Genomic DNA, 20,309 nt, shown 5'->3' with positions numbered 1-20,309 from the left:
CGACATGAAATAAGTCAGCAGCGAAGCGAACCCAACCGGGTAGCCGTACGCGCAGCCGTTAACGATGTAGGTATCGCCCTGCGTGTCGCGGTCGCACTTAATTCAATCGCACCGCTAGTCGCCCATTTTTTTTAGCCTGTCAGCCACCGCGCCAACTTCGACAATAACGAACGGCCGGTCCGGTTTCTAAAAAATGGAGCCCCTCCGATGTATGTCCTCATGGCAGTTGTATTCGTGCTCGGCTATCTCTGTATAGCTTTCGAGCACCCGCTGAAAATCGACAAGGCCGCGGCCGCAATCCTGACTGCTGTGCTGTGTTGGACAGCACTGGTATTCGGCGCCGACACTATCGTCCCGTTACTGCAGCCGGGGAGCCATAATCCGGGGGACTCATCCGCCGTCGTGGTCGAATCACTCAGGCATCACCTGGGCGAAATATCGGAGATCCTGTTCTTCCTCCTCGGCGCCATGACCATTGTCGAGCTGATCGACTCCCATGAAGGGTTCAAGGTCATCACCGATCGTATCCAGACCCGCAAGCGCGTTCAGTTGCTGTGGATCATCGGCTTTTTGACCTTCTTCCTCTCGGCCGCGCTGGATAACCTGACCACCACCATCGTCATGGTCTCGTTGCTTCGCAAGCTGATCCGTGGCCGCCCCGAGCGTTGGCTGTTCGTCGGTGTCGTGGTCATCGCCGCCAACGCTGGTGGCGCCTGGAGCCCAATTGGCGACGTCACCACCACCATGCTCTGGATCGGTAACCAGATCACCGCCTCGGGCGTGATTGTCGGCTTGTTCCTGCCGAGTCTGGTCTGCCTGCTGGTGCCTTTGCTGATTCTCAGCTTCCGCATGAGCGGCGAAGTGCCTCGCCCCCGCGCACGCGCTCACCTCGCAGAAACAAACCCACCCACCACTACGGCGTTCGAACGCAACCTGGTGCTGGCGCTCGGTATCGGTGCGCTGGTGTTCGTGCCCATCTTCAAGACCGTCACCCACCTGCCTCCTTACATGGGCATTCTGTTCGGGCTCGGCGTGCTCTGGGTCACCACCGAATTCCTGCACAGGCACAAGGAAGACGATCACAAGCACCCGCTTTCTGTGGTGGGTGTTCTGCGCAAGGTGGATACGCCGAGCGTGCTGTTCTTCCTTGGCATCCTACTCGCTGTTGCAGCACTGGCCACTGCCGGCCATCTCACGCAGGTCGCGGTTGCATTGCGCGAGTCGATGGGCCACATCTACCCGATCAATTACACCATTGGCCTACTTTCAGCGGTGGTGGACAACGTGCCGCTGGTGGCCGGTTCTATGAAGATGTATCCGCTGGTCAGCCCTGCCGTGCTCGCCGCGTCCGCACCGGAAGAAGCCGCCTGGCTGTCTCAATTCGTCGTCGACGGCAACTTCTGGGAAATGCTGGCCTACTGCGCAGGAACAGGTGGCAGCACACTGATCATTGGCTCGGCTGCAGGCGTAGCCGCCATGGGTATGGAAAAGATCAGCTTCACCTGGTACGTCAAGCGCGTCAGCCTGTTGGCTTTCCTCGGTTACACTGCCGGCGCCGTGACTTACATAGGCATGCTCGCCCTACGCTGAGCAAATCGCCAAAAACGGGCCATCGAGCAGCGCAATGCGGCTCGGCAGCTCGATGACCAGTTTTGGAAGACCGGATGACCATCAGCAAGACCAAAAGCAGCTTCTACCGGCGACTCTATGTCGCCTGGCTGATCGATACTGGGGCCGCTACCAGTGTGCCTGCATTGATGGCCGCGACAGGCATGCCCAGGCGTACGGCTCAGGATACCCTTGCGGCCCTGGCCGAACTCGACATCGATTGCCGCTTCAGTCAGGACAACGGCGAGCGGCACAATGCCGGCCACTACCGCATTCACGACTGGGGCGCGATCGATCGCCAATGGATCGAGCGTAACCTAGCCCAGCTAAAGTCCACCCTCGGCTACCCCTGATCGCCTCGACATGAACACCGACCTGCTGCTGGTTCTGGGACTGCTCGCCACCTGTGTGGGGCTGTTCATCATCAATCGGCCGCGAATGGATGTCGTCGCCCTGCTCGCCATGGTGGCGCTTCCACTTACCGGGATCCTGAGCGTTCCCGAAGCGCTTGCCGGCTTCAGCGACCCCAGCGTGGTACTGATCGCCGCATTGTTCGTGATCGGCAATGGCCTTGTGCGTACCGGTATCGCTTATCGCCTGGGTGAATGGTTGATGCACTCTGCGGGCAGCAGCGAGACGCGATTGCTGGTCCTGCTGATGCTCGCGGTGGCCGGGCTGGGTTCGGTGATGAGCTCTACCGGGGTGGTGGCGATCTTCATCCCCGTGGTGCTGAGCATTGCCGCGAAGATGCACGTCTCGCCGCGTCGCCTGATGATGCCGCTGGCGTTTGCCGGTTTGATGAGCGGCATGCTCACCCTGGTCGCGACGCCGCCGAACATGGTGGTGCACAGCGAGCTGCGACGTGCCGGATTCGATGGTTTCGCCTTTTTCAGCTTCGCCCCGATCGGCTTGACGATTCTCGTGCTGGGTATCGCCTACATGCTGCTGGCACGGCGCTGGCTGGGGCAATCGAGCACCTCGGATGCCCTGACCGAACCCCGCGACACGCTCGCCGCGCTGGCTCAGCGTTATCGCCTGCCAGAACGCGAGCGACGCCTTCGCGTGCTGCCTCGCTCACCACTGGCCAACCAGGCGCTCGACGAACTGAAGCTGCGAACTCAATACGGCATCAATGTCATCGCCATCGAACGGCAACAGCGCTTCCGACGCCTGCTGCTGATCGCCACCGGCAACAGTCAGCTGCTGGTCGGTGACATACTGCTGGTCGATCTGGCGAGTCCGGCCATCGGGCTATTAGGGGCTTACGAGGAGCTGGGCCTGGAACCCCTGCAACTCAACACTTCTTACTACAGCGATCACTCACGTGAGCTGGGCCTTGCCGAGGTTGCCCTTCCGCCTGACTCGAGCCTGCCCGGCAAGACCATTCAGGCGCTGGGCTTTCGCTCCCGTCACAAGCTCAACGTGGTTGGGCTGCGGCGAAACCGGGAAGCGCTACAAGGCCTTCTGGTGGACGAAAAGCTCAAAGCCGGCGACGCCCTTCTGGTGGCCGGAGGCTGGAAGCATATCCATCGCCTGCAAGGCATGAACCGGGATTTCCTGGTACTTAGTCTCCCTGCCGAGGTCGATGACGTGGCCCCGGCCGCCAACCAGGCACCCTTTGCGCTGCTGGGGCTGGCGGTAATGGTGGGGCTGATGGTCAGCGGCCTTGTTCCGAATGTGCTTGCCGCGCTGATCGGTTGCCTGGTGATGGGGCTGTTTCGCTGTATCGACATGGACAGCGCCTACAAGGCGATTCACTGGCAAAGTCTTGTCTTGATCGTCGGTATGCTGCCCTTCGCCCTTGCACTGGAGAAGACTGGTGGTATCGCACTGGCGGTCTCTGCCCTGATCGGGTTGTTCGGGGACGCAGGACCACAGGTCTTGCTGGCCTGCCTGTTCCTGCTAACGGCAATCATCGGGTTATTCATCTCCAACACCGCAACCGCTGTACTGATGGCACCGGTAGCAATATCCACCGCCGAACAGCTTGGTGCGTCACCGTATCCCTTCGCGATGATCATCGCGCTGGCTGCTTCCGCCGCGTTCATGACTCCGATCTCGTCTCCGGTGAACACGCTGGTTCTTGGGCCTGGCAACTATCGATTCGCCGACTTCGTGCGCATCGGTGTGCCGTTCACTCTACTGGTCATGTTGACGTCGGTAATCATGGTTCCGCTGCTCTTCCCCCTATGAGTAGCGCGCTCATTAATCACTAGCGTGGTCCCGGGTCGCAGCTGTCGGTAAGCTCAACCCTTTTGCACGTCTGGTTGATATCGATGTCCCAACGTCCCGCCCTCTTTCCCGTGCTCCTGGCTGGCGCGACGCTGCTGCTCGTCGTTCACGGGCTCGGGCGCTTCGTTTACACGCCCCTGCTGCCCTGGTTGGTGGAGGATGGCGTCCTGACCGTGCAACAGGGCGCGAGCATTGCCAGCTGGAACTATCTCGGCTATCTGGTCGGCGCGCTGCTCGCGTTGCGCTGGTATCGCGTCGCCCAGATTCGTCGCAGCCTGCCCTGGGCGCTGGGACTGCATGTGCTGAGTACGCTGGCACAGACCCAGGCCGAATCTGCCGAGGCGCTTTCGGCACTGCGCCTACTCAACGGGATCAGCAATGGTCTGGTTTTCGTTCAGGCACCTTCGCTGATTCTCGAGTGGCTGGCCCGCCATCGCCGTACATCTTCGAGCGGGCTGGTTTACCTGGGCGCCTGTGTCGGGCTGGTGGTCTCCAGTTTAATGGTCAGCCTGAGCAACGGCGTGCTCGAAGGCGCCGAGCGTTGGTGGCCTGCGGCGCTGCTTTCGATTCCGCTGGCATGGTGGGGTTGGCGCCAACTGGCCAGGCTGGACATGCCGCCGGAACAACTCCCCGAGAACCAGGCGACGCCTCGCAGCGGGCGGCTGCTCGATCGGGCAAGTACGCCGCTGTTCCTCTCCTACGCTGGCGCTGGCATGGGCTACATCCTGCCGATGACCTTTCTGCCGATGGTGGCCCGGTTGCAGGTCGAGCCCGGCGACATATTGGTCGAGAGCAGCTGGCTGGTGGTCGCAATTGCGACGCTTCCCTCACCCTGGCTCTGGAATCGATTGGGGGCGTTGCTCGGCGATACGCAGGCACTGCGCTTGAGCTACGTCACTCAATTGGCTGGCGTGCTGGCTGCGCTTTTGCTGCCAGGCGCCACAGGGATTCTGCTGTGCGCGGTGCTGGTCGGAGGCACCTTTCTCGGAACGGTATTACTGACCCAGCGGCTGGCTCGCGCACTTCACCCGCATCAGGGACCACGTCTATCCGCGGCGCTGATTGCCCTTTACAGCCTGACCCAGCTAGCCGGCCCGTGGCTTACAGGAATCTGGCTAACCATGGGCGGTTCGCTGCACAGTGCCTTCTGGCTCGGCGCCGGCGCCCTGCTCTGGGGGCTGGTCTGGATGCTGCTGGTGCCACGTCGCGCCTGAAACCTGTGGGACAATGCCCCACTTCAAGCGCCACCAGCAGCCGAACATGAAAACGCCGAAACCAGCTATCACTCCGCCACGCGCCGCAAACCAAGCCGCAGCCAAAGGCACCCTGCATCCTCGCAATCGCCATACCGGACGCTACGACTTTCCAGCGCTCATCGCCGGTAATCCTGAGCTGGCCCAGTTCGTGGTCATCAACCCCTACGGCAAGCAGAGCATCGACTTTGCTGATCCGACTGCGGTACGGGTGTTCAACCGCGCACTGCTCAAGCAGTTCTACGGCATCGTTCATTGGGATATTCCACCAGGCTATCTGTGCCCGCCGATTCCGGGACGGGCCGATTACCTGCATGGGCTGGCTGATCTGCTGGCAGACGATAACGAAGGTGAGATCCCGCGCGGCTCGCGAATCCATGCCTTGGACATCGGTACCGGAGCCAACTGTATCTATCCGCTGATCGGTTTGCGTGAGTATGGCTGGCAGTTCACTGGCTCCGACGTCGATGCAACCGCATTGGCATCGGCACGCACCATCGTTTCCGCCAACAAGCTGAACAACGGCATCGCTCTGCGTCAGCAGTCCGACTCACGGCACGTGTTCGAACACCTGGTGCAACCCGACGACCGGTTTGACCTCACGCTCTGCAATCCACCCTTCCATGCTTCGCAGGCGGAGGCCAGCAGTGGCAGCCAACGCAAATGGCGCAACCTAGGAAAGCTGGATCCCAAGCGCAAATTGCCGGCATTGAATTTCGGTGGTCAGGCGGCCGAGCTCTGGTGCGAAGGGGGTGAGGCGGCATTCATTGCCAGGCTGGCAGATGAAAGCAAGGTTGTGGGTAAGCAGATCTGCTGGTTCAGTACGCTGGTTTCCAAGGCAGGCAATGTGCAGCCGCTGGAGGCACGCCTGAAGAAACTCGGTGCGGTGCAGGTTCGCACCTGCGACATGTCTCAGGGGCAGAAGCGCAGCCGCTTCGTCGCCTGGAGCTTCCTCGATGATGCAGCGCGCGCTCAGTGGCGCGCGGACTACTGGACCGATCGCAAGCTCGGCTGATCAGCCGGGCCATCAATTCAGACAGCGAGATCCCAGCGCTGGCGATCTTTCAGGGCAAGAGTCTGGATATAACGCGGCTCGCCGTTGATCTCTTCCAGCTCGGTCATACCGGCGAGTTCACCCACTACGCGGTAGCGTTTGCCGACGCGCTTGTCCTGCAGTGGATAGAGTTGGGCGATTTGTTGGGCGAGTTCGGTAAGGGTGGACATGGTTCGGTAGCTCCAGATAACTGCATGCCGCAGCTTTTTACAGGCCTTTGATTACGATTAGGCGACAGCTTTCGTTCGTCTCGCTTGTTTGAGAGAGGTGCTAAGGATTGATTCCCTCGCCGTAACAAAAACTGACCAAACGATTGATCAACAAACCCCCATGCCCAGCTGCAACAGGGCTAGCCCTCCCTGCTGCCAGCCCCACCATGCCGCCACGAGAAGCAGCACCGCCAGCGCGACACCACCAGTCCACAGCCAGATCCTTTGCATCAGGCCGTACCTGCAGCCAAACGCACACGCTCGACCGGCTGTTCACGAATTGGCCAGTTGAGCGCTGCCGCCATCAGACTCAGCGCAATGGAAATCTGCCAGACCAGATCGTAGCTGCCGGTCGTGTCATACACCCATCCGCCCAGCCAGCCGCCGAAGAACGAGCCGATCTGGTGGAACAGAAACACGATCCCGCCAAGCATCGACAGATTGCGAACGCCAAACAGCGTGGCAACTGTGCCATTGGTTAGCGGAACGGTGGAGAGCCAGAGCAGCCCCATGGCGATGCCGAACGCATAAGCAGTCCACAGCGTCAGCGGGGCGAAGAAGAATGCGCTGATCACCACCGCTCGCATCAGATACAGGGCCGTCAGAAGCTTGGGCTTGGAATAGCAACCACCCAACCAGCCCGCTGTGTAGGTGCCAACGATATTGAACAGCCCGACCAGCGCCAGCACCGTGGTGCCAGCAATCGCAGGCAGCTGCTTGTCCACCAGATAAGCCGGCAGGTGGATGCCGATGAACACCACCTGAAAGCCGCAAACGAAGAAACCTAACGCCAACAGGCGGAAACCCGAATGGCTGACTGCCTCGCGCAGCGCCTCCACCAGTGTCTGCTGCGGCCCGGTCACTGGCGCCGGAGGGCCGCTACGCAGCATCAAAGCGAGCGGCATGATCAGCGCAACCAGCAGCCCAAGCGCCAGCAAGGCAGACGACCACCCCAACCAACCGATCAGGCCAAGCGTACCGGGCAGCATCGCAAACTGACCAAACGAGCCAGCTGCACTGGCGATACCCATGGCCATGCTGCGTTTCTCGGCAGGCACCGCCCTTCCAACTGCGCCGAGGATTACGGAGAACGAAGTACCGGAGAGCCCGAGCCCGATCAGCAGCCCCGCACTCAGCGACAGTGAAACCGGCGAGTCGGCCCCAGCCATCAACAGCAGGCCAACGGCATAGAGCACGCCGCCTATCAGTACCGCCCGTGCCACGCCGAAGCGATCCGCCAGCGCCCCGGTGACCGGCTGCGCGATTCCCCAGATCAGGTTCTGCAAGGCGATCGCAAAAGCGAACACCTCACGCCCCCAACCGAACTCGGCGCTCATGGGCGGCAGGAACAGTCCGAAACCATGCCGCGTGCCAAGAGACACGGCGAGGATCAACGAGCCGCCAAGCAGGATCCAGAAACTGTTGCGCCAAATCGCATTCATCGCCGACACACTTAGCAAAAATTGAAGGGCATCCATCTTACCCGCATCGCCCTATCCGTCTGCATCCACTTTTTGCCCAGCGGTGCCTGGGGCTGCTCGGTTAAACTGGCCGCCATCTGCCTCACCCGATGCGAGTACCCCATGCCGATTCGCCACTGCATAGTTCATCTGATCGAGAAAAAGCCGGACGGCACCCCCGCCGTTCTACATGCCCGGGAGTCGGAGCTGGGCGACTCACAAGCCATCGAAAACCTGTTGGCCGATCTCAATGAGAGCTACAACGCCAAGCAGGGCAAGGCCTGGGGCTTTTTCCACGACGAGTCCGGTGCCTACCCGTTCAGCGGCTGGCTGACGCAGTACATGGACGGCAATCAGGACTTCACCGCATTCAGTCGCAAGGCAGTCGAGCACCTGCAAAAGCTGATGGAGGAATCCAACCTCTCGACGGGCGGTCACGTGCTGTTCGCGCACTACCAGCAAGGGATGACGGACTACCTGGCCATCGCCCTGCTGCACCATAGCAATGGCGTAACCGTGACCGACTCGCTGGATGTGGCCGAAGCGAGGCATCTCGATCTTGGGCAGCTGCATCTGGCCACCCGGATCAACATCTCGGAATGGAAGAACAACCAGCAATCCCGGCAGTACATCTCCTTTATCAAAGGCAAGAATGGCAAGAAGGTCTCGGAGTACTTCCGTGACTTCATCGGCTGCCAGGAAGGCGTCGATGGCCCGGGTGAAACACGAACGCTGCTCAAGGCCTTCAGCGACTATGTCGAGAGCGAAGACCTTCCGGAAGGCAAGGCCCGCGAGAAAACCTGCGCGCTGGTCGGTTACGCAAGCAGCCAGGCCAAGATCGGCGAGCCTATGTCGCTCGAAGAACTGTCCGGCGTCATCGACGAAGAACGCCCGCGGGCCTTTTACGACCACATCCGCAACAAGGACTACGGCCTGTCACCCGAGATTCCCGCAGACAAGCGCACTCTCAACCAGTTTCAGCGCTTTACCGGACGCGCCGAAGGCCTGTCGATCAGCTTCGAGTCGCACCTGCTGGGCTCGAAAGTTGAGTACGACGAGGCGCGTGACATGCTCATCATCCGTAATCTGCCAACGCAGCTGACCGACCAGCTAAAACGTCGCAAAGGCTGACCTCCAAACTGTCGCAGCCGAGACACCCCAACCGGCTGCAACTTCCAATGAGCGTGTCATCGCTGAACGACGACTAAACGAACGTCAGACTGTGCGGAATGAAATGCCCTTTTGTCAGTCACATGGGCTGCTCAAACGCCGCGACCACCCGTGCTCCCCGTTCAGCTAAGGATCAACAATGGATTGGCTACACCTGATTATTCTGTCCCTGGTGCAGGGCATCACCGAATTTCTTCCGATTTCTTCCTCTGCTCACTTGATCCTCCCCTCGCAGGTATTCGGCTGGCCGGACCAGGGCCAGGCATTCGACGTCGCAGTACACGTCGGCACACTGCTCGCGGTACTCCTCTGCTTTCGTCACGAAGTGATCGCCACCACTCGCGGTTGGCTGGCGCATGTTTTCCGTCAGCAGGTCAGTGCTGAGAGTCGCCTGGGCTGGGCGATCATCATTGGTACATTGCCAGCTGCCATAGCCGGCCTGCTGCTGGAGGACTACATCGAGCAGTACACCCGTTCGATGCTGGTCATCGCCGCCACGACCATCATCTTCGGTCTGGTGCTCTGGTACGCCGACGTCAAAGGGCGGCGGGTCGTGGAAATGGATCATCTGACCTGGAAAAGTGCACTGATCATCGGCTTCGCCCAGGCCCTGGCGCTTATCCCAGGCACTTCCCGCTCGGGCATCACCATGACTGCCGCCTTGCTGCTTGGCTTCACTCGGCAGGCCGCGGCGCGCTTTTCCTTTCTTCTATCGATTCCACTGATTCTTGCTGCGGGCGGGCTGAAGGCCGTGGAACTGGCTCAATCCGGTGAAGCGGCACCCTGGAACGATATCTTCATCGGCACGGCGCTTTCTTTCGTTGCCGCGTTCCTCTGTATCAAGCTGTTCCTCAAAGCACTCGATGCGCTGGGCATGCTGCCGTTCGTGGTCTATCGCCTGCTACTTGGTGTCACCCTGCTATTCATCGCGCTTTAACGCCATTGCAGCGGCCCGCTGACCAGAGACCATCGGTCAGCGGGCGCTGTTTCAACGCGCGTCGATGCGGTAGCCAATACGCGGGAAGTGCACGTGCACCACGCCGGCGCGCTCGTCCTCGCGACGCAGGATAAGCTCCTCGACACCCGCGAAAACCAGCTCGCCTTCCACCGGATCGGTTCCGTAGTCCACCGCGGAAATGGTCACCTGCTGCCCGGCCTGAAAGCCGTTTGGCTCGAAGAAGTTCTCATCAGGCAATGGGGCTGGCGTCGCTTCGCGGGACACTTTCAGCGCATCTTCTGCACTCAGCTCACTAAGCGAGCCGTGGCCCACGCCCAGAACCTTGCCCAACCAGGCCGAGACTTCGGGATAGTCATCGACAAGGGGCGCGGTCACCGGCGTGCCCTTGAGGAACCACAGGCAATGCGCCACGGAGAAGTCTGCGACGCAAGGCGCGTCGCCCAGCAGAAACTCGCCCTCGCCACGTGCCAGCTGCTGCTGCAGACGTGCCATCAGAACCGGCCAGTGATTCTTGGCCTGCTCCAGTGGAATACGCGCCACCGATCCGCCACTGAACAGCGCTGCGCGGTCCTTGCTGAATACCTGCACGAACTCCTTGGGCACCTGGGCAAAGCGCATTGCCATGGATTCGGGCTGGAACACCAGACTGACCGCATGCAGGAACAACACCGAGTCGGCCCACTGTGCCAGCGTGGCGGCGACGAACTCCCGCCCTTCCGGGAACAGCGCAGGGGTGCTTTTCTCCGCTTCGAGCCGGCGTGCCATCAAGGCTGTATCGCAATACACGTCAGCTCCGATCTGCAGCACCGGGGTCCGCCGATAACCACCGGTCAGCGCCGTCAGATCAGGCTTGGGCATGATTGGCGGAATCTGGACCGACCGCCACGACAGCTGCTTGAAGCCCAACATCAGGCGCGCCTTCTCGGCGAAGGGTGAGGTGGGATAGTGGTGCAGGATGATCTCGTGCATTGCAGGCTCCGCCGGTCTTGTATGAAGACCAGCAGCTTACTCGCGCCAAAGGAGGCAGCCTACCCGTTCAGCTGATTGCCTGGGCATTCACCGAAACGGGGCCGGACTTCGCCGAAACAAGCGCTTCCTTTGCAGATTTCTTCAATTGCTTAATGGCGCGCTCGCGACGCAGTGCATCGCCCTTGGTAGTGCAACACTCCACATAGACGAGCGCGACCGCTGGGCTGGAATGAAAAAATCGTGCACCACGCCCATTCTGGTGAGCGGCGAAACGGCGCTGAGCATCATCGCTGATGCCACAGTACAGCGAGCCGTTCGCAGCGCGAACCAGATAGACATACCAGGGTTTGTCTGTGGTGGTGGTCATCCAGATAGCCCGTGCAGAAAGCGCCGATACCGTAACGAACGGCTTCAAGGCCGCGGATTGTCCTGACGCCCATCCAGAATGGCAAGGACATGGGCAGCGGACTTGCGAGCCCGCGCTAATTGCCGACATTTGCAGATACATTTGCCGCCGCAGCGTCGATCCAGCGGAGCCCCCGGCAATGGTGACGGTTGCCCGGGGTTGCTGCTTCGCTTAGCAAAGTCCGTCGATCCTGTCGAGATATGGTGGCGGTTCGCCTTTGCGTATACTGCGCCGATGTTTGCCCAAACCGCGTTCCGCAAGCGCTGCACCTCCTGGTTGCTGGCGACCGGACTCTTCCTGATGCTCAGCAGCTGCGCCGAACCGCCCAGCGCCCTCGAGCGTATTAAGGAGGAAGGTGTACTGCGCGTGATCACTCGCAACAGCCCTTCCACCTATTTCCAGGACCGTAACGGCGAAGCCGGCTTCGAGTACGAGCTGGTCCAGCGCTTCGCTAGCCATCTCGGCGTCGAGCTGCAAATCGAAACTGCAGACAGCATTGATGAAATCTTCACCCGCCTGAACCGCCCGGGCGGTCCTGCCCTGGCCGCCGCCGGCCTGGTGGCCAGCGAAGGCCGGATGGACTCGGCGCGTTTTACCCAGCCTTATCTCGACGTCACGACCCAGGTTGTCTATCGCCGAGGGCAACGACGACCGACCCAACCAGAAGACCTGATCGGCAAGCGCATTCTGGTGCTCAAGGGCAGTAGCCAGGCAGAAAAGCTCAGGGCGCTGCAAGCCGAGCTGCCGGAACTTCGCTACGAAGAGTCCGACGCGGTTGAAGTGGTCGACCTGCTGCGCATGGTGGACGAGGGCCAGGTTGATCTGACCCTTGTGGAATCCAACGAGCTTGCACTTAACCAGGTGTATTTCACCAACGCCCGAGCTGCCTTCGATCTCGGCGAGCAGAACAGCCTGTCATGGATCATCGGCAAGGGCGAAGACGAAAGCGTGCTTGAGGCGGCCAATCAGTTCCTCACCCAGGCGCGCGAGAACGGAACCCTGCAGCGGTTGCGCGAGCGCTATTACGGCCACGTTGATGTCCTTGGCTATGTCGGCGCCTACGCTTTCGCCAAGCATCTGCAACAGCGCCTGCCGCGGTATGAAAAGGTTTTCCGCGAGACGGCGAAGAAACACGGTGTCGATTGGCGCCTGCTCGCCGCCATCGGCTATCAGGAGTCGCACTGGCAGCCTGAAGCGACCTCCAAGACTGGAGTGCGCGGCCTGATGATGCTGACCCTCAATACCGCCAAGGCGATGGGCGTGAACAACCGCCTCGACCCGGTTCAAAGCATTCAGGGGGGCGGCAAATACATCGCGCGGGTACACGCCAATCTTCCCGACAGCATTCAGGAACCGGACCGCACCTGGTTCGCTCTCGCCGCCTATAACGTTGGCGGCGGCCATCTGGAAGATGCGCGCAAACTGGCCGAGGGCGAGGGGCTGGATCCGAACAAGTGGCTGGACGTTAAGCAGATGCTGCCTCGCTTGTCCCAGAAGCAGTGGTACACCAAGACGCGCTATGGCTATGCGCGCGGCGGCGAGCCGGTTCATTTCGTGGCGAACATCCGCCGTTACTACGACATCCTTACATGGGTAACCCAGCCGCAGATGGAAGGCCAGCAGCTGGTCCACAGTGACATCCACATTCCTGGCATCAATTCCACCGAACTGGGTGAAGTCCTGCCACCGCTCTGAGCCAGCTGCGTGAATCGAGCGTCAAGGCCTCCCAATGGGCGCGAAGCTTCCCCCGGTATGCTCGGCCAGCACCGCAGCAGCCAATTCCACCTCCAACCCTCTTCGACCGGCACTGACATAGATGCTCGGCTGCGCTTGGGCCGAATTGTCGATGAACGTGCGCAGCCGCTTCTTCTGCCCCAACGGGCTGATGCCACCGACCAGATAGCCGGTGGCACGTTGCGCGGCCATGGGGTCGGCCATGTCTACCTTCTTCACCTTCGCCGCCTGAGCGAGCGCCTTGAGATCGAGCGTGCCGGCAACCGGAACGACGGCAACCAGCAACTCATTCTTCTCGCTGCATGCGAGCAAGGTCTTGAATACGCGTGAGGGCTCAAGCCCAAGCTTTTCGGCCGCTTCCAGACCGTAGGAGGCGGATTTCGGATCGTGTTCATAGCTGAGCACCTGATGCTCGGCTTTGGCTTTTTTCAGCAGATCAATAGCGGGCGTCATTTGGCGAGCGTTAATGGTTACGGAGAGAGCGCTACCTTAGCCAAAACAAAACGGCCCGCACAGTCTGCGGGCCAAGGATGCGTGTCACGCTCGACCGCGAGACGAGCCCCAAGCGGCCCGCTTCATGCAACCCGGGCCTGAAGCGCCGAACGCAACTGCCGGGCCGCTGCGACCATGTTGACCAATGCCGCCTCGGTTTCCGGCCAGGCGCGGGTTTTCAGGCCGCAGTCAGGATTGACCCAGAGGCGCTGTGCCGGGATCCGCTCGCTGGCCTGCTCCAACAGCTGAACCATCTCCGCCGTATCCGGCACCCTCGGCGAATGAATGTCATACACGCCAGGGCCGATGTCGTTGGGGTAGTCGAAGGCACGGAACGCCTCGAGCAACTCCATCTGCGAACGCGATGTTTCAATGGTAATGACGTCAGCATCCATCGCCGCAATCGCCTCGATCACATCGTTGAACTCGCTGTAGCACATGTGCGTATGAATCTGCGTTTCATCACGTACGCCACTGGCGCACAGGCGGAACGCATCGACCGCCCAATCCAGATAGTGACTCCACCCTGCGCGCCGCAGCGGCAAGCCTTCGCGGAAGGCTGCTTCGTCGATCTGGACGATCTTGATGCCTGCCGCTTCGAGATCGCAGACTTCATCGCGGATCGCCAGGGCCAGCTGCCGCGCCTGTTGCTCGCGGCTGACGTCCTCGCGGGTAAAGGACCACATCAGCATGGTCACCGGGCCGGTCAACATGCCCTTGATGACCTTGCTGGTCTGCTGCTGGGCGTAGCGAATCCACTCGACCGTCATCGGTGCCGGCCGGCTGATATCCCCGTAGATCACCGCGGGCTTCACACAACGAGAGCCGTAGCTCTGCACCCAACCGAAGCGCGTGAAGGCGTAGCCGTCCAACTGCTCGGCGAAATACTCGACCATGTCATTGCGCTCGGCCTCGCCATGCACCAGCACGTCCAGACCCAGCTGCTCCTGCACCGACACGGCGTGGCGAATCTCGGCCTGCATCACATCCGTGTAATCGGTCAGCGACAACTTGCCCTGCTTGAATGCCTGGCGTGCGAGACGAATCGATGACGTTTGCGGGAAGGAGCCGATGGTGGTGGTGGGAAACGCCGGCAGCGCGAGCTGCTCACGCTGCTTCACGATTCGGCTCGCGAACTTCGATTGACGCTGACTGTGTTCTGGCGTGATCGCCGCCAACCGCTCCCTGACTTCGGACTTGTGAATAAGCGGCGACCCTGCCCGGCTGGACTGCACCTCGCGACTACTCTGCAGCGCAACCTGCACCTCCACGTCATCTGGCTGATCAACCGCGCGCGCCAGCACTGCGACCTCGACGCATTTCTGTACAGCGAAGGCAAGCCAGCTTTTGAGCTCTGTATCAAGCTGGTCTTCACGGTGGAGATCCACCGGCGTGTGCAGTAACGAGCAGGACGGTGCGACCCAGAGCCGTTCGCCCAAACGCTCGGCGGCGTGATTCAGAACATCCAGCGCCTTGTCGAGATCGCAGCGCCACACGTTGCGGCCATTCACCAGGCCCAGCGAAAGGATTTTGTACGCGGGCAAGCGATCGAGGATGACCGGGTACTGGTCCGGCGCACGTACCAGATCGATGTGCAGCCCATCGACCGGCAGCGCAGCGGCCAAACCGAGATTGTCCTCCAGACCGCCAAAGTAGGTTGCAATCAACTTTTTCAACGGCGCGCGCTGCAGCAGGTTGTAGGCCCGTTCGAACGCATTCTTCCAGTCCTGCGGCAAATCCAGGACGAGAATAGGCTCGTCGATCTGTACCCATTCCACACCTTGTGCAGCAAGCCGCTCGAGGACCTCCCCGTAGAGCGGCAGCAATCGTTCGAGCAGGTCCAGCTTGTCGAACGACTCGCCCTTGGCCTTCCCCAACCAGAGATAGGTCAGGGGTCCGATGAGCACAGGCTTGATCCTGTGTCCCAGCGCCATGGCCTCTTCCGCCTCATCGAAAAGCTGCGTCCAGGACAGACTGAACTGCTGATCGACACTGAATTCCGGGACCAGATAGTGGTAGTTGGTATCGAACCACTTGGTCATCTCCTGTGCCTGGGCACCACCGCAGCAGTTGTGAGTTACGCCCCGTGCCATGGCAAACAAGGTCTCGAGGGACGACTGGCCATCGGCTGGCAGGAAGCGCTCGGGCACCACGCCGAACATCAGCGAGTGAGTCAGAACGTGGTCGTACCAGGCGAAGTCGCCGACTGGCAGGAGTTCGATACCTGCCTCGGCCTGCAGCTGCCAATGCGCCGCTCGCAAATTACGACCGACTTCGCGCAAGCCGGCTTCGCTCAGTTCACCTTTCCAGTAATCCTCAAGTGCTTTTTTAAGCTCTCTGTCAGCACCGATTCGTGGAAAGCCCAGGGAATGAGCAACAGCCATAACAATCTCCAATCCGTTCATTTGCGATGGAGGGAAGTGTGGCTGCGGATCTTTAGTGAAACAAACTCATGAAATTCTTGATGATCGAGAATCTAATTCATTAAGGACATTTTGATTATTGAGTCCTCTAAAAATCAGGCGGACTGACACGAGCGAAACATGACTGGAGAGGAACCGCAGAACCTCAAGACGCTGTTGCAGCTTCTGGAAGAGGCTGGCGAGCCGGACGAGCCGATTTCCATAGAGGGCATGCTCGAAGCGACCGGCCAGCGAAGCTTTGGCGCCCTGTTGCTGATTCCAGGGCTGCTGTTGTTCTCTCCCCTGTCAGGGATCCCCGGCCTTCCGACCTTTTTTGCGGTCATGATTGGATTGATCGCGATGCAGCTGCTGGTTGGGCGCACGCACTTCTGGCTCCCCAAATGGTTGCTTAACCGCTGCGCCTCGCGAAGCAAGTACGATCGCGCCATCGCCTTTCTCAAACGTCCCGCCCGGCTGATTGATCGCCTGATACGGCACCGGCTGACGGTGCTCACCGAAGGCATTGCCGTCTATATCAACGCGCTGGTGTGCCTGTTGATCGCCGTGGCCATGCCGCCGCTCGAGCTGATCCCGTTCGGCAATTCGGTAGCCGGAGCAGCGCTTACATTGATCGGGCTGGGAATGATGGCGCGCGACGGCGCTCTAGTGATCGCCGCGTTTTTACCGCTTGGTCTGTTGGCGTATCTGGCCAGTCGCCTGTGGATGTAGACGTTTCGTCGTCTTCTATTGCAAGCGCCGAGTAAACCGTGCGCTGTGCGTCGCTGCCTCGACAAGTGTCGTCGCGCTGGGCACACTTCGCCGCCTTAGATGAGGAACGCTCATGCCAGGAAGGCAGTTCCGCGAATGTCTCTCATGACAGCTGGCCACATAGCAGGAATCGCAGCATGCTTGAAATCCGACACCTGAAAACACTTCACGCACTGCGCGAAACGGACAGCCTTGTCGATGCGGCCGAACGCTTGCATCTGACCCAATCGGCACTGTCACACCAGTTCAAGGAACTCGAAGAGCGGCTTGGCGTACAACTCTTCGTGCGCAAGACCCGCCCGGTGCGCTTTACCAGTGCCGGGTTGCGCCTGCTGCAGCTGGCGGACAACATGTTGCCCCAACTTCGCAGTGCCGAGCGTGATCTTGCGAGACTGGCAGGAGGCACCGCTGGGCGCCTGCACATGGCTATCGAATGCCACAGTTGCTTTCAATGGCTGATGCCAACCATCGATCAGTTCCGTGATGCCTGGCCGGAAGTCGAGCTGGACCTGGCCTCCGGGTTTTCCTTCGCCCCCTTGCCAGCGCTGGCACGTGGCGATCTGGATCTTGTGGTCACCTCTGACCCCATCGAGCTGCCAGGCATTACCTATGTGCCCCTATTCACCTACGAAGCCCTGCTGGCTGTTGCCAACCAGCATCCGCTTGCGCCGCGCCCGTATATACGCGCCGAAGATCTGGCCAGCGAAACCCTGATCACCTATCCGGTAGAGCGCGACCGTCTCGACATCTTCACCCGTTTCCTCGAGCCGGCCGACGTCGAGCCAGCCCAGGTGCGAACCTCGGAGCTCACTGTGATGATGATGCAGCTGGTGGCGTCCGGACGGGGCGTTTGCTGCGTGCCGAACTGGGCGCTGCACGAGTACAGTGCCCGCGGTTACGTCACAGCCAAACGTCTTGGCGATAAAGGTCTGTTCGCGACGCTGTATGCGGGCATTCGCGCAGACATGCTGGATTCGCCCTTCATGCGCGATTTTCTGCTGACCGCCAAGGACACCTCGTTCGCCACGCTAGAAGGGGTCAGCGCGGCGCCGAAGATCAAGTAAACAGTCTTCAGATTTCCTGCCGGTATGGCAGCGCATCGCGCGCGGCTGCGGCGTATCGCAACACGCCCACCCGCTCCTGCTCAAGGAACTCCACCACCGCCGCGCGCAGTCCCGGATGCAGCAGGTAGTGCCAGGAACGCGTGATCACCGGCTCGAAGCCGCGGATCAGCTTGTGTTCGCCCTGGGCGCCAGCGTCGAAGCGTGACAGGCCCTCGGCTATGGCGTGATCGATGCCTTGGTAGAAGCAGGTCTCGAAGTGCAGCCGATCAAACTCGGCCAAGCATCCCCAATAACGACCGTAAAGACCTTTCCCGTCGATCAGGCTGAAAGCCATGGCCACCGGGCGACCGCTCTGTCGAGCCAGTACCACACGGATGGCCTCGGGCATACGCTCGGCCAGCAGGCTGAAGAACTCCCGCGTCAGGTAGGGCGCCTGGCCTCGGACAAGGTAGGTGTTGGCGTAGCAGGCATAGACGAAATCCCATTCCTCTTCGCTGAGCAGTCCGCCTTCGCGGCGCTCGAAATCGATCCCCTGCCCCGCCACCTGTTCGCGCTCCTTGCGCAATTGCTTGCGCTTGCGGGACGTGAGGCCGTCGAGGAAGTCCTGGAAATCCCGGTAACCACGGTTGTGCCAGTGAAACTGACAGCCGATGCGCTCGAGCCAGCCGTCACGGCCCTGGAAAACCGTGTCGGCATCCGTCTCGGTGAAATTCACATGCAGGCTGGAATAACCCTGCCCATCCAGGCTGGCGGTGAGTTGGTCGAGCAACTCACCTGCAGTTTGGCGATCACCCAGCAGGCGCGCGCCAGTTACCGGCGAGAACGGCACTGCGCAGAGCAACTTGGGGTAGTACTCGATACCCGCGCGATGGCAGGCATCGGCCCAGGCCCAATCGAACACGTACTCGCCGTTGGAGTTGGTTTTGCGGTACAGCGGCAACGCTGAAACCACCACTCCCTGCTCATCCAGGAGTAACTGATGCTGGGCACGCCATCCGCTGCGCCCACCGACACTGCCGCTGTCCTCCAGGGAAGACAGGAAAGCGTGGCGAAGAAAGGGCTGCGGTTTGTCGCCCAGCAAGGCATCCCACTGAGCGGGCGCGATGTTGGCGAGTCGGGGGAGTGTCTGGATAGGCATGTGCCTAGTCTGGCCGGTCAGCAAGCGGAACAAAAGCTCCTTCTTCGCAACGGCTGAACGCAGACCGACCGAAAACTGCACGCTCTCATAGCTCAGAATTTCAAATAGTCAATTCAGCGTCACCAAATCGTCGTCAAAACTGCGAAAAGCTGTAACCACTCCCCCTCATTCTGCCCACAGCCGCTTGGGGGGTTAGGACCCGGAGGCGGCGTAGCTACCAATCCGCGAACGCACAGAAAGGAAATATCATGCCACGCAAGCTTCTCCCCCTGACCCTCGCCATTGCCGCTGCTGTCGCGTTGCCGACCAGCGCAAACGCCTATGAAATCATCGGCAAGCAGCTGGAGATCTACGGCAAAGCCCACGTGTCAGCGGACTTCGTGGACAACGACACTGACAGCGAGCTGGCAATCGCCAGCAACTCTTCGCGTCTGGGATTCAAGGGCATCACCGAAATCAATCCGGATCTGAATGTTGTTTACCAGATCGAATCCAAAATCATCATCGACGAAGGTGGTGACAACTTTGCTGGCCGCAACACTTACGTGGGCCTGACAGGCGACTTCGGCCAAGTGCTCGTGGGCAACCAGGACACCCCGCTCAAGAACGTCCGTAACGCCTTCGACATTTTTGGCGACACCGTAGCCGATGCCCGTAACGTGGCCGATGAAGCCAACCGCCGCGCCAAGAACAGCATCCAGTACGTTAGCCCAAGCCTGAACGGCCTGGTAGCCAGCGCCATGTATGCCACCTCTTACGCTGACTACGAGACCGTGGACGGCGACATCGAAGACAACGACTACTCCCTGGCCAGCGTTGCACTGGGCTACAGCATCGGTGACCTGGAATTCAGCGCCGGCTACGAGAAGGCCGACGGCGATGATGAAGATACTGTCGCTGGCGACGTTCGCGCGTATGAATCCGATGCATTCCGGGTAGCAGCTGGCTACACCTTTGGCGCCATTCGCCTGGGTGCGATGTTCGATCATTTCGAAGAGGCTACTGAGGAAGGTGACCGCGATCGGGACGCTTGGGGTCTCAATGGTGCCTACAAGTTCGGCGCCAACACCCTGAAGCTTCAGTACATGGTCGCCGATGACTGGAGCGATACCGACGACTCCGGCGCCAGCCAGTGGAGCCTTGGCCTCGACCACAAACTGTCCAAGCAGCTGTCCGTTTACGGCATCTACAGCATGCTGAAAAACGACGACAACACTGCTGATTATCAAATCAAGGGTGGCCACGACACTGACGTCTATCAGGTCGCAGCGCTCGGTGATGACATCAACGTGTTCTCGCTGGGCATGGTTTATAGCTTCTGATCCACCTCAACACGCTCCTTTTCAGGCTTTCCTGACGCGAGCCCCCATCAATTGATGGGGGCTTTTTTTA

Annotated in this window: 19 protein-coding genes; 11 read left to right on the top strand and 8 right to left on the bottom strand. The window is 60.4% G+C overall.

What is annotated here, in order from left to right; genetic code table 11:
- Positions 1–207: 207 nt before the first annotated feature.
- The 5 genes from nhaD to rlmF all read left to right on the top strand — a co-directional run bounded on the left by nhaD (position 208) and on the right by rlmF (position 6,108).
- On the top strand, positions 208–1,590 hold the full coding sequence (nhaD, locus tag NA619_RS14630) for a sodium:proton antiporter NhaD (RefSeq protein WP_255962575.1): 1,383 nt from the start codon (positions 208–210) through the stop codon (positions 1,588–1,590).
- Positions 1,591–1,664: 74 nt separating this feature from the next.
- Entirely contained in the window at positions 1,665–1,961 is a 297-nt protein-coding gene (locus NA619_RS14625; RefSeq protein ID WP_255962574.1) for a winged helix-turn-helix domain-containing protein, read from the top strand.
- A 10-nt stretch (positions 1,962–1,971) separates the two neighbouring features.
- The gene (locus NA619_RS14620; protein WP_255962573.1) at positions 1,972–3,801 is read left to right on the top strand and encodes an SLC13 family permease; all 1,830 of its coding nucleotides are present in this window, start codon (positions 1,972–1,974) and stop codon (positions 3,799–3,801) included.
- A gap of 83 nt (positions 3,802–3,884) precedes the next feature.
- A complete protein-coding gene (locus tag NA619_RS14615; protein WP_255962572.1) occupies positions 3,885–5,054 on the top strand; it encodes a YbfB/YjiJ family MFS transporter in 1,170 nt (389 codons plus the stop codon).
- A 46-nt stretch (positions 5,055–5,100) separates the two neighbouring features.
- Positions 5,101–6,108, top strand: coding sequence for a 23S rRNA (adenine(1618)-N(6))-methyltransferase RlmF (gene rlmF / locus NA619_RS14610; protein WP_255962571.1), 1,008 nt, complete (start codon positions 5,101–5,103; stop codon positions 6,106–6,108).
- A 17-nt stretch (positions 6,109–6,125) separates the two neighbouring features.
- On the opposite strand, the gene NA619_RS14605 is transcribed toward rlmF, so the two are convergent.
- The 3 genes from NA619_RS14605 to NA619_RS14595 all read right to left on the bottom strand — a co-directional run bounded on the left by NA619_RS14605 (position 6,126) and on the right by NA619_RS14595 (position 7,798).
- The gene (locus tag NA619_RS14605; RefSeq protein ID WP_122164497.1) at positions 6,126–6,317 is read right to left on the bottom strand and encodes a hypothetical protein; all 192 of its coding nucleotides are present in this window, start codon (positions 6,315–6,317) and stop codon (positions 6,126–6,128) included.
- Positions 6,318–6,464: 147 nt separating this feature from the next.
- Positions 6,465–6,587 (bottom strand): hypothetical protein, encoded by a 123-nt coding sequence (locus NA619_RS14600; RefSeq protein ID WP_255962570.1) that lies wholly within the window; start codon positions 6,585–6,587, stop codon positions 6,465–6,467.
- Complete coding sequence (locus NA619_RS14595; protein ID WP_272891776.1) at positions 6,587–7,798, bottom strand: MFS transporter; 1,212 nt, start codon at positions 7,796–7,798, stop codon at positions 6,587–6,589. Before NA619_RS14595 ends, NA619_RS14600 begins: the two co-directional genes overlap by 1 nt.
- 141 nt (positions 7,799–7,939) lie before the next feature.
- Between NA619_RS14595 and yejK the strand changes: the two genes are divergently transcribed.
- Both yejK and NA619_RS14585 read left to right on the top strand, forming a co-directional pair.
- Entirely contained in the window at positions 7,940–8,947 is a 1,008-nt protein-coding gene (gene yejK / locus NA619_RS14590; protein WP_255962569.1) for a nucleoid-associated protein YejK, read from the top strand.
- A gap of 178 nt (positions 8,948–9,125) precedes the next feature.
- The gene (locus NA619_RS14585) at positions 9,126–9,923 is read left to right on the top strand and encodes an undecaprenyl-diphosphate phosphatase (protein WP_255962568.1); all 798 of its coding nucleotides are present in this window, start codon (positions 9,126–9,128) and stop codon (positions 9,921–9,923) included.
- A gap of 51 nt (positions 9,924–9,974) precedes the next feature.
- Here NA619_RS14585 and NA619_RS14580 read toward each other — a convergent pair whose 3' ends face one another.
- Positions 9,975–10,913, bottom strand: coding sequence for a glutathione S-transferase family protein (locus NA619_RS14580; RefSeq protein WP_255962567.1), 939 nt, complete (start codon positions 10,911–10,913; stop codon positions 9,975–9,977).
- Between the two features lie 67 nt (positions 10,914–10,980).
- Positions 10,981–11,280 (bottom strand): GIY-YIG nuclease family protein, encoded by a 300-nt coding sequence (locus tag NA619_RS14575; protein ID WP_255962566.1) that lies wholly within the window; start codon positions 11,278–11,280, stop codon positions 10,981–10,983.
- Between the two features lie 273 nt (positions 11,281–11,553).
- Here NA619_RS14575 and mltF point away from each other — a divergent pair, with 273 nt between their 5' ends.
- Positions 11,554–13,014 carry a membrane-bound lytic murein transglycosylase MltF gene (gene mltF / locus NA619_RS14570; protein WP_255962565.1) on the top strand — a complete coding sequence of 487 codons (1,461 nt, stop codon included), beginning with the start codon at positions 11,554–11,556 and terminating at the stop codon, positions 13,012–13,014.
- Between the two features lie 21 nt (positions 13,015–13,035).
- On the opposite strand, the gene ybaK is transcribed toward mltF, so the two are convergent.
- Both ybaK and metE read right to left on the bottom strand, forming a co-directional pair.
- Positions 13,036–13,506: a Cys-tRNA(Pro) deacylase gene (ybaK, locus tag NA619_RS14565; RefSeq protein ID WP_255962564.1), complete on the bottom strand. Its 471-nt coding sequence runs from the start codon at positions 13,504–13,506 to the stop codon at positions 13,036–13,038.
- 122 nt (positions 13,507–13,628) lie between these two features.
- On the bottom strand, positions 13,629–15,929 hold the full coding sequence (metE, locus tag NA619_RS14560; RefSeq protein ID WP_255962563.1) for a 5-methyltetrahydropteroyltriglutamate--homocysteine S-methyltransferase: 2,301 nt from the start codon (positions 15,927–15,929) through the stop codon (positions 13,629–13,631).
- Positions 15,930–16,088: 159 nt separating this feature from the next.
- On the opposite strand from metE, the gene NA619_RS14555 reads away from it, so the two are divergent.
- Positions 16,089–16,676 carry an exopolysaccharide biosynthesis protein gene (locus NA619_RS14555; RefSeq protein WP_255962562.1) on the top strand — a complete coding sequence of 196 codons (588 nt, stop codon included), beginning with the start codon at positions 16,089–16,091 and terminating at the stop codon, positions 16,674–16,676.
- 176 nt (positions 16,677–16,852) lie between these two features.
- Positions 16,853–17,779: a transcriptional regulator MetR gene (gene metR, locus NA619_RS14550; RefSeq protein ID WP_255962561.1), complete on the top strand. Its 927-nt coding sequence runs from the start codon at positions 16,853–16,855 to the stop codon at positions 17,777–17,779.
- 7 nt (positions 17,780–17,786) lie between these two features.
- Here metR and NA619_RS14545 read toward each other — a convergent pair whose 3' ends face one another.
- Complete coding sequence (locus NA619_RS14545) at positions 17,787–18,917, bottom strand: GNAT family N-acetyltransferase (RefSeq protein ID WP_255962560.1); 1,131 nt, start codon at positions 18,915–18,917, stop codon at positions 17,787–17,789.
- Positions 18,918–19,165: 248 nt separating this feature from the next.
- Here NA619_RS14545 and NA619_RS14540 point away from each other — a divergent pair, with 248 nt between their 5' ends.
- On the top strand, positions 19,166–20,239 hold the full coding sequence (locus NA619_RS14540) for a porin (protein ID WP_255962559.1): 1,074 nt from the start codon (positions 19,166–19,168) through the stop codon (positions 20,237–20,239).
- Positions 20,240–20,309: the final 70 nt, after the last annotated feature.

This window comes from Stutzerimonas stutzeri (genome assembly GCF_024448895.1).
GTDB lineage: Bacteria > Pseudomonadota > Gammaproteobacteria > Pseudomonadales > Pseudomonadaceae > Stutzerimonas > Stutzerimonas stutzeri_Q.
The sequence above is the reverse complement of the archived record's forward strand: the minus strand, read 5'-3'. Positions and strand labels throughout refer to the sequence as shown.

Excerpts from the sequence above, each read along its gene's own strand:
- nhaD (WP_255962575.1), top strand. The coding sequence starts at position 208 with ATGTATGTCCTCATGGCAGTTGTATTCGTGCTCGGCTATCTCTGTATA.
- NA619_RS14625 (WP_255962574.1), top strand. The coding sequence starts at position 1,665 with ATGACCATCAGCAAGACCAAAAGCAGCTTCTACCGGCGACTCTATGTC.
- NA619_RS14620 (WP_255962573.1), top strand. The coding sequence starts at position 1,972 with ATGAACACCGACCTGCTGCTGGTTCTGGGACTGCTCGCCACCTGTGTG.
- NA619_RS14615 (WP_255962572.1), top strand. The coding sequence starts at position 3,885 with ATGTCCCAACGTCCCGCCCTCTTTCCCGTGCTCCTGGCTGGCGCGACG.
- rlmF (WP_255962571.1), top strand. The coding sequence starts at position 5,101 with ATGAAAACGCCGAAACCAGCTATCACTCCGCCACGCGCCGCAAACCAA.
- NA619_RS14605 (WP_122164497.1), bottom strand. The coding sequence starts at position 6,317 with ATGTCCACCCTTACCGAACTCGCCCAACAAATCGCCCAACTCTATCCA.
- NA619_RS14600 (WP_255962570.1), bottom strand. The coding sequence starts at position 6,587 with ATGCAAAGGATCTGGCTGTGGACTGGTGGTGTCGCGCTGGCGGTGCTG.
- NA619_RS14595 (WP_272891776.1), bottom strand. The coding sequence starts at position 7,798 with ATGAATGCGATTTGGCGCAACAGTTTCTGGATCCTGCTTGGCGGCTCG.
- yejK (WP_255962569.1), top strand. The coding sequence starts at position 7,940 with ATGCCGATTCGCCACTGCATAGTTCATCTGATCGAGAAAAAGCCGGAC.
- NA619_RS14585 (WP_255962568.1), top strand. The coding sequence starts at position 9,126 with ATGGATTGGCTACACCTGATTATTCTGTCCCTGGTGCAGGGCATCACC.
- NA619_RS14580 (WP_255962567.1), bottom strand. The coding sequence starts at position 10,913 with ATGCACGAGATCATCCTGCACCACTATCCCACCTCACCCTTCGCCGAG.
- NA619_RS14575 (WP_255962566.1), bottom strand. The coding sequence starts at position 11,280 with ATGACCACCACCACAGACAAACCCTGGTATGTCTATCTGGTTCGCGCT.
- mltF (WP_255962565.1), top strand. The coding sequence starts at position 11,554 with ATGTTTGCCCAAACCGCGTTCCGCAAGCGCTGCACCTCCTGGTTGCTG.
- ybaK (WP_255962564.1), bottom strand. The coding sequence starts at position 13,506 with ATGACGCCCGCTATTGATCTGCTGAAAAAAGCCAAAGCCGAGCATCAG.
- metE (WP_255962563.1), bottom strand. The coding sequence starts at position 15,929 with ATGGCTGTTGCTCATTCCCTGGGCTTTCCACGAATCGGTGCTGACAGA.
- NA619_RS14555 (WP_255962562.1), top strand. The coding sequence starts at position 16,089 with ATGACTGGAGAGGAACCGCAGAACCTCAAGACGCTGTTGCAGCTTCTG.
- metR (WP_255962561.1), top strand. The coding sequence starts at position 16,853 with ATGCTTGAAATCCGACACCTGAAAACACTTCACGCACTGCGCGAAACG.
- NA619_RS14545 (WP_255962560.1), bottom strand. The coding sequence starts at position 18,917 with ATGCCTATCCAGACACTCCCCCGACTCGCCAACATCGCGCCCGCTCAG.
- NA619_RS14540 (WP_255962559.1), top strand. The coding sequence starts at position 19,166 with ATGCCACGCAAGCTTCTCCCCCTGACCCTCGCCATTGCCGCTGCTGTC.